This window comes from Streptomyces sp. AM25, from assembly GCF_058146165.1.
Genome location: NZ_JBKIWN010000028.1, coordinates 29941 through 42308 on the forward strand (window position 1 = coordinate 29941; position 12368 = coordinate 42308).

8 protein-coding genes are annotated in these 12368 nt (G+C 74.2%); 3 read left to right on the forward strand and 5 right to left on the reverse strand.

Annotation, left to right across the window (positions count from 1 at the left end; translation table 11 throughout):
• Nucleotides 1-6 precede the first annotated feature (6 nt).
• Nucleotides 7-1350, forward strand: a complete 1344-nt coding sequence (locus tag ACLHRZ_RS29905; RefSeq protein ID WP_490421683.1) for a carbohydrate ABC transporter permease — start codon at nt 7-9, stop codon at nt 1348-1350.
• A complete protein-coding gene (locus ACLHRZ_RS29910) occupies nt 1347-2234 on the forward strand; it encodes a carbohydrate ABC transporter permease (RefSeq protein WP_490421684.1) in 888 nt (295 codons plus the stop codon). Before ACLHRZ_RS29905 ends, ACLHRZ_RS29910 begins: the two co-directional genes overlap by 4 nt.
• Nucleotides 2235-2252: 18 nt before the next feature.
• On the opposite strand, the gene ACLHRZ_RS29915 is transcribed toward ACLHRZ_RS29910, so the two are convergent.
• Nucleotides 2253-3767, reverse strand: a complete 1515-nt coding sequence (locus ACLHRZ_RS29915; RefSeq protein ID WP_490421685.1) for a glycosyltransferase family 39 protein — start codon at nt 3765-3767, stop codon at nt 2253-2255.
• 72 nt (nt 3768-3839) lie between these two features.
• Here ACLHRZ_RS29915 and ACLHRZ_RS29920 point away from each other — a divergent pair, with 72 nt between their 5' ends.
• The gene (locus ACLHRZ_RS29920) at nt 3840-5495 is read left to right on the forward strand and encodes a glycosyltransferase family 2 protein (RefSeq protein ID WP_490421686.1); all 1656 of its coding nucleotides are present in this window, start codon (nt 3840-3842) and stop codon (nt 5493-5495) included.
• A gap of 136 nt (nt 5496-5631) precedes the next feature.
• On the opposite strand, the gene ACLHRZ_RS29925 is transcribed toward ACLHRZ_RS29920, so the two are convergent.
• From ACLHRZ_RS29925 to ACLHRZ_RS29940, 4 genes are read right to left on the reverse strand one after another with little or no spacing between them, the layout of a single operon-like run.
• A complete protein-coding gene (locus ACLHRZ_RS29925) occupies nt 5632-6771 on the reverse strand; it encodes a glycosyltransferase (RefSeq protein ID WP_490421687.1) in 1140 nt (379 codons plus the stop codon).
• Entirely contained in the window at nt 6765-9575 is a 2811-nt protein-coding gene (locus ACLHRZ_RS29930; protein ID WP_490421688.1) for a bifunctional glycosyltransferase/CDP-glycerol:glycerophosphate glycerophosphotransferase, read from the reverse strand. Before ACLHRZ_RS29930 ends, ACLHRZ_RS29925 begins: the two co-directional genes overlap by 7 nt.
• A 3-nt stretch (nt 9576-9578) precedes the next feature.
• The gene (locus ACLHRZ_RS29935) at nt 9579-10853 is read right to left on the reverse strand and encodes a glycosyltransferase family 87 protein (protein ID WP_490421689.1); all 1275 of its coding nucleotides are present in this window, start codon (nt 10851-10853) and stop codon (nt 9579-9581) included.
• A complete protein-coding gene (locus ACLHRZ_RS29940) occupies nt 10850-12364 on the reverse strand; it encodes a hypothetical protein (RefSeq protein ID WP_490421690.1) in 1515 nt (504 codons plus the stop codon). The genes ACLHRZ_RS29935 and ACLHRZ_RS29940 overlap by 4 nt, the downstream gene beginning before the upstream one ends.
• Between the last annotated feature and the right edge of the window lie 4 nt (nt 12365-12368).

A 12368-nucleotide genomic window follows, 5' to 3' on the forward strand; every position in this document is an offset into this window, starting at 1 on the left:
GGTCCCGTGGCCTCCACCACGCAAGCCACACAAGCCACGCGAACTCCCAAGGCCCGCCGCAGCGTGCTGGGCACCCGCCCCTGGGCGGCCGCCTGCTTCCTGCTGCCCGCGCTGGTCCTGCTCGGCGCCCTCGTCGTCTATCCGATCGGCTACTCCGTCTACCGCAGCCTCTTCGACGCCTCGGGCCACGGCTTCGTCGGCCTCGGCAACTACCACGAGGTCTTCTCGGACGACCGGATCCGTACGGCCCTGAAGAACAACGTCATCTGGGTCGTCGTGGCCCCGACCGTCGCCACCGCCCTCGGTCTGATCTTCGCGGTGCTGACCGAACGGGTGCGCTGGGGAACCGCGTTCAAGCTCGTGGTCTTCATGCCGATGGCCATCTCGATGCTGGCCGCGGGCATCATCTTCCGGCTGGTGTACGAGCAGAACCCCGACCGCGGCGTCGCCAACGCCGTGTGGGTCGGCATCCACGACACCTTCGCCTCGCCCGCGCCCTACCCCGGCGCCCACCCGCGCCCGAACGCGGACCTCGCGGCGAGCAGCGGCGGTGCGTACACGACGCGGACACCGGCCCGGGCCGGCTCCCCCGTGCTGCTGCCCCTCGTGGCCGTGAAGCCGGAGGACGTGAACGGTGCGCACCAGGCGGCCCCGGCGAAGGCGGTGCCCGGGAAGGTCACCGGGACGGTGTGGATGGACTTCACCCGGGGCGGCGGCGGGACGCCGGGCCGGATCGACCCCGGCGAGAAGGCCCTGGCGGGCATGAAGGTCGAGGCGGTGAAGGGCGGTACGGCCGTCGCCTCGGCCACGACCGCCTCCGACGGGACGTTCACCCTGCCCGCCTCCGCGGACGGGGCGCAACTGCGCCTGCCCGCCGCGAACTTCGCCTCCGCCTACGACGGGGTCGACTGGCTCGGCCCGTCCCTGGTGACGCCGTCCATCATCGGCGCCTACATCTGGATGTGGGCCGGCTTCGCCATGGTGCTGATCGCGGCGGGCCTGGCGGGCGTGCCGCGCGAACTCCTGGAGGCGGCGCGGGTGGACGGCGCCAACGAGTGGCAGGTCTTCCGCCGGGTGACGGTGCCGCTGCTGGCACCCGTGCTGGCCGTGGTCGTCGTCACCCTCATGATCAACGTGCTGAAGATCTTCGACCTCGTCTACATCATCGCCCCCGGCTCCAGCCTCAGCAACGCCAACGTCCTCGCCCTCCAGCTGTACCAGTCGTCGTTCGGCACGGACGTCAACCAGGGCGTGGGCAGCGCGATCGCGGTCTTCCTGCTGCTGCTCGTCCTGCCGGTGATGTACGTCAACCTCCGGCGGATCCGCAGGGAACGGGAGCAGCGCCGATGACCACCACGCACCCGCACACCGCCGCGCCCGCCCGGCAGTCGCTGCCGGCCCGGATCGTCTCCCGCGCCGGCGGCGGACTGCTGCGGCTCTTCCTCGTCCTGACCGGCCTGTTGTGGCTGACGCCGACCGTGGGCCTGCTGCTGTCCTCGCTGCGCGACCGGTCGGACATCGCGGCCTCCGGCTGGTGGCAGGTCTTCGTCCACCCGGCCCAGCTCACGACGTCCAGCTACAGCACGCTCTTCCACAACTCCAAGGTCACCCACTCCCTGCTGACCACCGCCCTGATCACCGTCCCGGCGACGGTGCTGGTGATCCTGATCGGGGCGCTCGCCGGATACGCCTTCGCCTGGCTGGACTTCCCCGGCCGGGACGGGTGGTTCATGGTGGTCGTGGGGCTGCTGGTGGTGCCGGTGCAGGTCGCGCTGATCCCGGTGGCGAAGCTCTTCAACGCGCTGGGCATCTTCGAGACCACCCTCGGCGTGGTCCTCTTCCACACCGCCTTCGGGCTGCCGTTCGCGGTCTTCCTGCTGCGCAACTTCTTCGCCGAGATCCCCCGCGAACTGCTGGAGGCCGCCCGGCTGGACGGAGCCGGTGAACTCCGGCTGTTCACCCGGGTCGTGCTGCCGCTGGGCGGCCCGGCCATCGCCTCGCTGGGGATCTTCCAGTTCCTGTGGGTGTGGAACGACATGCTCGTCGCGCTGATCTTCGCGGACAGCAGCAACCCGCCGATCACCGTCGCCCTGCAGCAGCAGGTGCGGCAGTTCGGCGACAACGTCGACATCCTCGCCTCGGGCGCCTTCCTCTCGATGGTGATCCCGCTGGCGGTCTTCTTCGCCTTCCAGCGCCAGTTCGTCAGCGGCGTCATGGCGGGCGCCGTGAAGTGACGTGCCGAAGGGGCCGGTTCACCGCCGTACGTACAGCGACACCGCGCCGCCGTGCACGTACACCGACGACTCCTCCCGGTACAGCGCGCCCAGCACCCGCGACTTGGCGTACTCCGCGCGCTGGGCGCGGAACCAGCGCGTGCCGACCGTGTTGGTGTCCCACACCACCCACACGCGCTCGCTCGGGGAGAGCCGGGCCAGCCGGGTGCGGAGCTCCGTGCTGCTCACGTCCTCGCCGAAGAGGGTGCCGGAGGCGGCGGCCGAGCGTTTGAGGGTGAGGTCCTTCAGCCCGGTGAAGTCGCTCGGGTAGAACAGCGCTATGCGCCGCTCGTAGTGCGGCAGGAACAGCACCGCATCCCCCGGCCGGGCCACCGCGCCGACCGCCGTGGCCACCCGGGCCGGCTGGTCGCCCCGGCTCGACGGCAACCGCTCCCGCTCCTGGAACGGCAGTTGCCACACGAACGCCCCCGCCACGGCCACCACGCCCGCCGCCACGGCGACGCCCCTCCACGGCAGCAGCCCGAGCAGCCGCTCCGCCCCGGCGGCGGCCAGCAGCGGCACCCCCGCCAGGCAGAACAGCAGGTAGCGGTCGAGAAACAACGGCTGCTGCTGGGACGCGGCGTACAGCAGGACGGGCGGCACGACCGCCAGCGGCAGGGCCACCGCGTGCAGCGGGAGCGGCCCGGTGCGGGGCAGGGGCAGGAGGACGCCGACCGCGATCAGCAGGAGCGTCACGGCCAGGACCAGGTCCCCGGGGCCCGCGAAGGCGTAGAGCAGGGCCTTGGCCTGCTCGTAGCCGGGCGTGCGGAGCCAGGAGACCTGCTCGCTCTGGCCCTGTGAGAGCACCACCAGCGGCGCGAGCAGCGCGCAGGCGGCCAGGGCCGCGCAGCCCCAGCCGCGCCAGACGGGCCAGGACACGCGGGAGACCAGCAGCGTGACGGCGTGCGCGGCGAGCAGCAGGATCGCGAACTCGTGCAGCAGGGCCGTGACCCCGACCACCGCGCCGTAGCCCGCCCACCAGCCGTACGAACCGTGTTCGACCGCCCGGAGCAGCAGCCATGTCGCGAGCGCCGCGCCCGCCGCGACGAGGGCGTACGAGCGGCCCTCCTGCGCGTAGTGGCTGACGAACGGGGTGGCCGCGTAGAGCAGTCCGGCCCACAGCCCGACCCGGGGGCGGGCCAGCCGGCAGCCGATCGCCGCGGTCAGGGCGGCGGTCGCGGCGGCGGCCGCGACCGAGGGCAGCCGCAGGGTGACCTCGTCGGCGTGCAGGGCCAGCACGGCGTGCATGAACAGGTAGTAGAGGCCGTGCACGGCGTCGACGGTGCCGAGCATGTGTGCGATCTCGGGCAGGGAGCGGCGCGCGACCTGGAAGGTGGCGCCCTCGTCGCGCCACATCGTGCCGCGGTCCAGGCCCCACAGGCCGAGGACGGTCATGACGGCGGCGGGCACCAGGACGGCAGCCACCCGGCCCGCCCTCTCCGGGGTCACGGCGGGCAACCGCCCCCGCAGCCGCTGTGCAGTCGTCCGTGCCATCTCCGCCCCTTGCGCGTGCGTCGTTCCCCGATGAGACATATTTGCCGGACCTGTCGGATAAAGATGTATTTCGTGATCGCGAACGTGAACGACGGCGGAACACCTGCCGTCGGCGCTCCGGACCTGCCCCCCGCGCGGATCAGCGTGATCGTCATCGGCTTCGACGACGCCCGGCACATCGGCACGGCGGTGCGCTCCGCCCTGGCACAGGGGCCGGTCGTCGCCGAGGTCGTCGCCGTGGACGACGCCTCCACCGACGGCACCGGCGCCGTCCTCGACCGGCTGGCCGCCGCGGAGCCCCGGCTGCGGGTCGTCCACCGGACCGTCAACAGCGGCGGCTGCGGCACCCCGCGCAACGACGGGCTGCGCGCGGCGACTTCGCCGTACGTGATGTTCCTGGACAGCGACGACGTGCTCCCCGCGGGCGCGGCCGCCGCCCTGCTGCGCGCCGCGCTGCAGCACGACGCACCCGTGGCGGCCGGGCTGTGCGTGCGCCGGGAGCTCCCCCAGCGGCGCGACACCCGCTGGCAGCCCGGCCTCTACCGCACGGCCGCCGTCCACGACCGGCCCGAGGCGCACGCCGCACTGCTGCCCGACACCCTCTGCGTCAACAAGCTCTACGCGCGCGCCTTCCTCACCGGGAACGGCATCGCCTTCCCCGAAGGGGCCTACCGCTACGAGGACTTCGTCTTCACGGCCCGGGTGCTCGCCGCGGGACCGCGCATGGCGACCGTCCCCGACCCGGTCTACATCTGGCACGTGCGCCGGAACACGGACCGGCCCTCGCTCTCCCTCGACCGGGACCGCATCGGCAACTGGCAGGCGCGCGTCCTCGCCCATCAGCACGCCGTGGAGATCCTCCGCGGCGCGGGCTGCACGGCGCTCGCGCAGGCCGCGCGGGTGAAGTTCCTCGACCACGACCTGCGCATGTACGTCCGCGAACTGCCCTCCCGCGGCCCCGCGTACCGGCGCGCCTGGTGGCACGTGGCCCGCGGCTGCCTGGCCGCCTACGGGGAGGCCGAGTTCGCGGCGGCCCGCGCTCCGGCGCGCTGGATCGCCCGGGTGCTGCTGGCGGCCGGGGCGCCGCGCGACCTGGAACGGCTGGCCCAGCTGGCCGCCCGCCCCGCCCGGCTGCTGCCGCCATACGCGGAGGTCGCCGGGCTGCCGGTGTGGGCCCGGGACCTGCCGGCGGTCGTCCTCGACGGCCTCGCGGGGCCCGGCGCGAAGCCGGTGCGGCGCCTGCCGGTGACGGTGGACGCCGGGCTGCGGACCGGCCCGGCGCGGGCCGAGCTGCGGCTGCAGGTGCACGACCTCTACGGGCGGCTGGCCCAGGCCGGCCCGCGGAAGGTGACGGTGGAACTGCGGCGGCGGGGCGGCGAATCGGCAGTCTCGTACGCCGCCCCGCTGGCACCCGAGGGCACGGCCGTGTGGGGAGCGCGCCTGTACTTCGGGCTGGGCGCACTGGCCGCGCGGGGCCGCGGGGGCACGACCCAGGTCTGGGACGTGCGGGTGCACCTCCACTGCGGGCGCGGCGGCGCCCCGCTCCGCACGGCGGTCCGGGCGACGGGCATCGGACTGCGGCGCACGGTCCTCCCGAGCACCCGGCACGGCATCCTGCTGGCCCAGCCCTACGCAACGGCAACCGGCTCCCTGGCCCTGCGCATTGCACCGGGGGTGAGGGGGGCGGTGGGGATTGCGGTACGGAGGGTACGACGATGGTTCCGCTGACGTGGGCGCCCCGAAGGGGCGCGGGGCGGTTACTCCCCCAGCTACCGCTGGGAGGTGCCCCCCAGCGGCTCCGCCGCGTGGGCGCGACCGGCCGAAGCGAACCCACGCCCGGAAACGCGCCCACCGGACGAGCCGCCTAGCGACGGATCTCATCGAACAGCCCCTCCCACCGATCCAGCACCGCCCCCAGACGCAACGGCGCCACATGGGCCCGGGCCGCCTGCCCGTACCGCACCCGCAGTCCCGCGTCCGCCATCAGCCCGCGCAACGCGCACGCAAACGCCTTCGCATCCCCCGGCGGGACCAGCACCCCCGTCCGCCCCTGCACCACCAACTCCCGCACCCCGCCCGACAGATCGAAGCTCACGCACGGCACCCCGGCGGCGGCCGCCTCCGCCAGGGCCATCGGCCGGCCCTCGCGCTCGCTCGTCAGGGCCACGAGCGACAGCTCCCGGTAGGCCGCGGCCATGTCGCGCACCGTGCCGCGGAAGCGGACCCGGTCCGCGACGCCCAGGCGCACGGCCAGTGCGCGCAGCTCCGGCTCCTCCGGACCGTCGCCGAAGAAGTGCAGCTCCCAGCCCGGCACTTCGGCGGCCGCAGTCGCGAAGGCCTCGATCAGGCGGTCCAGCCGCTTGACGGGATCGAGCCGCCCGACGGCTCCCACGCGCCGCGTGTCCAGCGGCGCATCCCCGGCCGGCTCGAACGGCAGCGGGTTCGGCATCACCCCCGCGTTCGGCAGCCGCTTCCGGCGGAACTCCGCCGCGTCCGCCTCGCTCAGGAAGAGCGCCTTCTCCAGTGCGGGGTAATGCTTCAGGATCAGCCGGAGGTTGGGGGTGTGACACGCCTGGGCGTACGACTCGTGGTACTGCCCGATCCGCTTCAGCCCGGGCGGCCGCTCCACCCCCTCCAGCCACACCGCCGCCCACGGAGAGCCGATGACGACGTACCCCTCCGGCGCCCGGGCGAGCCGCCGCGCCAGCCGCTCCCGCGCCCGGTCGCGCTCTGCCCGGGCGGCCCGTGCCGCCCGCAGCCGGGCCGGGCTGAACCGCTCGGCGAGCGAGCCGGCCTGCCAGGCGGGCGGCGCCGGGGACCGGTACAGCGTGGTGTGCCGGTAGCCGGGGTCGGCCTGGTACGCATGCGGCTCGGGGCTGGGCCGGATGCCGATCAGCTCCACCCGGTGGCCCCGCCCGGCGAAGCCCTGCGCGAGCGTGTGCAGCACCCGCTGCGAGCCGCCCATGGAGTCGACGTCGATGCCGACGAGGAAGAGGTTCAGCACGGCGCACCGCCTTCGAAGAAGAACTGGTCCACCACGTCCTTGCTCGCGCGCCCCGTCTCCAGCGGGTTGAACCGCGCCTGGAACCGGGCGTACGCCCCGGCCCACTCCTCCTCGACGGCCTTCAGGTCCCTCAGCGCATCGACCAGTTCACCGGTCCGGGAGAGCATCGGCCCGGGGGCGATCTCCCGCAGGTCGTAGTACGTGCCGCGCACGGCCGTCCGGTACTGCTCGTAGTCGTCGGTGTAGAGCAGGACGGGGCGACCCAGGTTGGCGTAGTCGAACATCACCGACGAGTAGTCCGTGAGCAGCGCGTCCGAGGCGAGCAGCAGGTCGTTGAGGTCGGTGAACTCCCGGCCGTCGCGCACCGCGTGCCCCAGTTCGCGCGGCACGGTGTACCGCTCGTAGTAGTGCGGCCGGACGACGACCGTCCACTCCTCGCCCACCGCCCGCACCAGCTGCGCCAGGTCGACGCGGAGCGACGCACCGCTGTCGCGCGCCCCGTCGCGGAAGGTGGGGGCGTAGAGGAGCACGCGGCGCCCGCCGGGGATCTGGAGGCGCTCCCGGGTGGCGGCGGCCCGGTCGCGCTGGGCGGGGTCGTTCCAGCGGACGAGGACGTCGTTGCGGGGCAGGCCGGTGTGCAGGAGGCGGCCGGTGTACGCGTTGGCCCGGACGAACGTGTGCTCGAACTCCTCGCTGGGGCGGATCAGGGCGTCCCAGCGGGCCACCATGGCGCGGTGCTGCTGCTGTCGCGCGGGGCCGGCGAGGCGCAGTTCGGGGACGTCGAAGCCCATGTGCTTGAACGCCTGGCCGTGCCAGGTCTGCAGGTAGCGGGTGCCGGGCCGTTTGGCGAACGGCCGGGGGAACCCGTGCGAGTCCACCCAGTAGCGGGCGCGGGCGATCGCCCGCAGGTACTCCCAGCTGCCCCGTCTGACCAGCTCGACGTCCGGGGGGTAGGAGGCGCGGCTGCCGGTGTACGACCAGACGATGCGCAACGGGAGCCCGCGGCGGCGGAGTTCCTCGTGGATGTAGCGGGGGCTGTCGGCGTAGCCGCGGCCTTCCAGGGCCTCGAAGACGGCCAGGCCGTCGTCGACGGGGAGCCGGCACAGCTCGTGGTGGGCGAGCTGTTTGGCGCTGGGGCCGGTGACCCGGCGGGCGAGTCTGCGGATGCGGTGCTGCACGGGGCCCAGCCGGGGTGCGGCCGCCTCGGCGCGGGCGAGCGCACCCGTCCGCTCCCAGGCCACCTGGAGCCGCCCGGCTCCGCGCTGCTCGCAGCCCACGTGCACCGTGTGGCGGCTCAACGCGGCCTGCAGCGGGGCCGTTCCGGCGGGGGCGAGGACCGGATCGGTGCGGGTGAGGCCGAGCCTGCCGAGGGCGACGACGGGGTGGCGCCGCCCCCGGAACCCCTTGAGGCCGAGCGGGACGCGCCGCAGGTCGACGTCGAACTCCGCGGTGCGGACCGCTCCGTGGGCATCGGCCGGGGCGTAGTGGAACGGCACCGCGAGCGGGCCGGCGGGCGTGGTGAGGCGCAGGGTCGCGCTGACGGGGACGGGCCCGTCGAGCAGCCGCCCGGGGTCGTACGTCCGGAGGGCGATCCGCAGCACCGGGCCGCGGAGGCCGAGCCGCTCCGCCTCGTGCCGCAACGGGACGGTGGCGAAGGGCTGTTCGTCCAGACGCCAGTCGGTGATGTCGAGGGCCGCGGCGGCGGCCCCGTCGCCGGGGAGGACGGAGCCCCAGTACGTCCGGCCGCTGCCGTCCCGTACGACGTGGCGGGGGGCGAGGCGGGGGCGGTCGAGCGTGCGGGCGCATTCGGCGGCCTCGCTGAACCTCCCTGCGTGCAGCAGGTGTTGGCAGATCTGCTGTTCACGCGGGATCGCGGCGCGTGCCGCCGCGTCGATGCCGTCCAGGCAGGGGGCGACCGCCGCGGCGAACCCCGCGATCCACGGTTCGTCGCGGAACGGCAGGTCGCCGAGGTAGAGGCGCAGGTCGTGGCGGAGGAACTTGGCATCCTTGGCCGGGCGGAGGTCCGCGTTGCCGGTCTCCTCCAGGAAGGAGTCGACCAGGCGGGCCACCGCGATGCGGTCCGTCGCATTGCGGAGGCTGTGGCGGCTGGAGGAGATGGACGGCGCGTCCGGGCCGGCGGCGAGCCGCCAGGTGTAGACGGGCCAGGGCACGACGGCGAAGGTGCGCGCGAGGGTGAAGGCCTGGGCGGTGAAGAGCCCGTCCTCGTAGTGCAGGCCCTCCGGGAAGCGCAGGCCGTGGCGGGCGAGGAAGTCCGCGCGGTAGAGCTTGTTGGTGGAGAGGGTGTCGAGGAAGTACTCGGGGGCGGCGCGAATGCCCTCGACGAGGCGGACGTCCGCGAAGAGCTCGGGGTACCAGAGGCCCTCGGTGCCGGTCTCCTCGGTGTACCGGGTGACTTCGCCGGTGACGAAGTCCGCACCCGTCCCCTCGGCCGTCAGCAGCAGCGACTTGCAGGCGTGGTAAGGGAGTTCGTCGTCGCTGTCGAGGAACATCACGAAAGCCGCCCGTGCGGCGTCGATGCCCGCATTGCGCGGGGTGCCGCAGCCGCCGCTGTTGACGGGCAGGCGCAGGAGGCGCACCCGCGGGTCGGCCTGCGCCAGTGCGCGGGCGGCGGCGGGGGTGTCGTCCGTGGAGCAGTCGTCGACGACGATCACTTCGAGGTTGCGCAGCGACTGCCCGAGGACCGAGCGCACGGCGCGGGGCAGCCGTCCGGCGTCGTTGTGGACGATCACGACCACGCTGACGTCGGGGCGGGGCCGGGGCCGTTCACGGCGTGCGGTAGTCACAATTCACCTCGCTTCAGGGCGATTTCCCGCCGAGGGATCACTGCACAGAGAGTAGCCATCATCACCGACAGTAATCAACCCCTTTCCCCGCCCCCAGGTCCGGCAGGCCGCCAGCCCCAGCACCGCCGCCATCCCCGTGTACATGACGATGTCCTTGAAGGCGTGCCGCCGCGCGCTCTCGACCCCGGGCCACGGCACCCCGCCGAGCTGCGGCACCAGCACCATCCAGAACCACACCGACCGCACCGCCGCCGCGCGCACCACCACCGACGCCGCCAGCGAAGGCACCACCACCAGCGCGTAGTTGAGGAACGAAGGCCGCGAGCCGAGGAACGCCGCCAGCATCAACAGCGACGCCGTCTCCACCAGCCTCAGCCCCTCCGCTCCCCCGCACCTCCAGCGCACCGCGGCACACCCGAGCACCACCAGCGCCACCACCACCGCAAGCCCCAGGGCCACCGGGTGCGGCAGGCCCACCCGCTCCAGCACCGCGGGCCACGACGCGTCGAAGGGCCGCGCGTACGCGTCCTGGCCGTGCAGCAGGAACGGCAGCGTCCGGGTGAAGAACAGCTCGGGGCGCGGCATCGCGACCGCCGCGACCAGGGACACGGAGGCCGGCAGCGTCACCGCCCAGACCAGGGCCCGCCACTTCCGGGCGAGGACGAACAGCAGCAGAACGGGCACGAGCATGGGCTTCAGCGCGATGGACGCGCCCACGACCCCCGCCGCCGCCTCCCACCGCCCGCGCCGCGCCAGCAGCAGGGCCAGGGGAAAGGCCAGTACGGAGACGACCGTCCAGTTGCCGAGCGAGACGATGCTGTGGAACGGCAGGAACAGCGCGGTCCCGGCCGCCAGCGCGGCCGCCAGCCGGCTGTCCGCCCGGACGTCGAAGAGGACCAGCGCCGGCATCAGGGACAGCGCGACGAACAGCCCGGTCACGGCCGGCACCGCGTAGAACAGCAGACGCTCGCTCAGCAGTGTCTCCGGCAGCGCCGCGAAGGCGGCCCCCGGCAGGTACAGGAACCGCCGGTCCGCGTAGGGCGAGCCGCCGTCCAGCAGGGTCCGGGCGGCACGCACCACCACGTCGTTGTCGATGCCGATGGCCTCCTTCGCGTACGCCCGCACCGTGCTCAGCGCGAGCAGCAGCGCCGCGGCGACGGAGACCGGACGCGACGTCCGGGCGCGCAGCCAGCGGGAGAAGTCGTCACCGGACGCGGGGACGGCGCCGGCGCCCGGCAGCGGGGCGACGGGATCCGGGGCGGCTGCGGGCGCGCTCACCGGGCCACGACCTCCAGCAGCGCGAGCCCGCCCGGTCCCCGGGCGGCCGTGCGCAGGGCCGGATCGTCCTGCGGCAGGCCCGAGCCACCGCTCTTCTGCAGCACCCAACGCACGCCGAACTCCTTGAGGATGCCGAGCCGTTCGGCCCGGGAGGTGGCAGGGGCGAAGTAGCGCCGGGTGGCGTCCCGGCGCCGCTTCTCGTCACGGAGGAAGACATCGGGATACGCGGGGGCGACCGTGTAGGGCCCGTAGGCGGGGAGGATCCGGAGGGCGTAGTAGTCGTCCGTCAGCACGGTCGCCCCCGCGGGCAGCCGCCGCGCGGCCCACGTGAACCGCGGCCACAGCGCGATGGCCGGGGCGCCGCGCAGCACGGGCGGGACGGCCTCGCGGCGGAGCACGTACGAGACCACTCCGGCCTGGGTCCAGGCCCCGGCCAGCAGCGCCGCCGCCGTGACCGCGGCCAGGGCCCGGCGGCGGCGCGGGCCGGCGGCCTCCACCGCCCCGGCGGTCTCCAGGGCGAGGGCGAGCTGGGCTGGCAGCAGGACGGCGGGGAGGACGCGCCCCCAGGCGTAGTGCCCGGTCAGCCCGCCCGCGGCGAAGACCGCCAGGCCCAGGGCGCAGAGCACGACCAGCGGGTCCCGCCGGTCGCGCCGCAGGCGCAGCACCAGCGCCGCCCCGCCCAGGGCCGCCAGGCAGAACTTCTGCGGCAGCCCTGCGTACAGCGGCCGGTGTACGGCGTCCAGTCCGGACGGTCCCAGCAGCGAGAAGAAGGAGTAGTACGGCCACAGCAGCAGCACCGCCACCGCCACAGCGCCCCCGGCGGCCGTCCGCAGCAGGACCGTACGCCCGGGCCACGGCCGCGCACCCAGCAGCACGGCGGCAACGCCCAGCAGGGCGACGGCCCCGGTGAACGGATGGACCAGCAGCACCACGGCGAGCAGCAGCCCGAGCGCCGAGAACGCCGGCAGCCGCCAAGCCTGGGCCACGGCTCTGCGCAACAGGGCCCACAGATGCAGCGCCATACCGAGCGCCAGAGTGCTCGGATAAGCAAGCGTCAGCGCCAGCGAGGCGAGCCCCGGCACCCCGCTCCACGCGAACAGCCGCACCCCGTACAGCAGCAGCACGCACAGCAGCGCAAGAGGCACGGCTGTGCGTGCACGGCTGAACGTCCGGACGAACGCACGGACGCCGCTGCCGAGCACGACGAGGCCGGCCAGACCCGCCAGCCGCAGCACCGTGAACGTGCTCCAGCCGGTCACCGTGGCCAGCAGCGCCAGCAGGACCGTCCACGGCGAGTAGTAGGGGCTCGGCGTGTCCGCGTCCACCAGCGGGTTGCCGGGGTGGAGCAGATCGGTGCGCAGCCGCTCCAGCACCGCGCCGTGCATCCCCAGGTCGCCGGACCAGGGCAGCCGCACCACCATCAGCAGCAGGAGGACGGCCAGCAGCAGGACGGCCGCCGTGGCCGCCCGCCGCGGGAGGTCCGCCCGGAGCGCGAGGGGGTGCGGGGTCACGGTG

Excerpts from the sequence above, each read along its gene's own strand:
- ACLHRZ_RS29915 (WP_490421685.1), bottom strand. The coding sequence starts at position 3,767 with ATGGCACGGACGACTGCACAGCGGCTGCGGGGGCGGTTGCCCGCCGTG.
- ACLHRZ_RS29910 (WP_490421684.1), top strand. The coding sequence starts at position 1,347 with ATGACCACCACGCACCCGCACACCGCCGCGCCCGCCCGGCAGTCGCTG.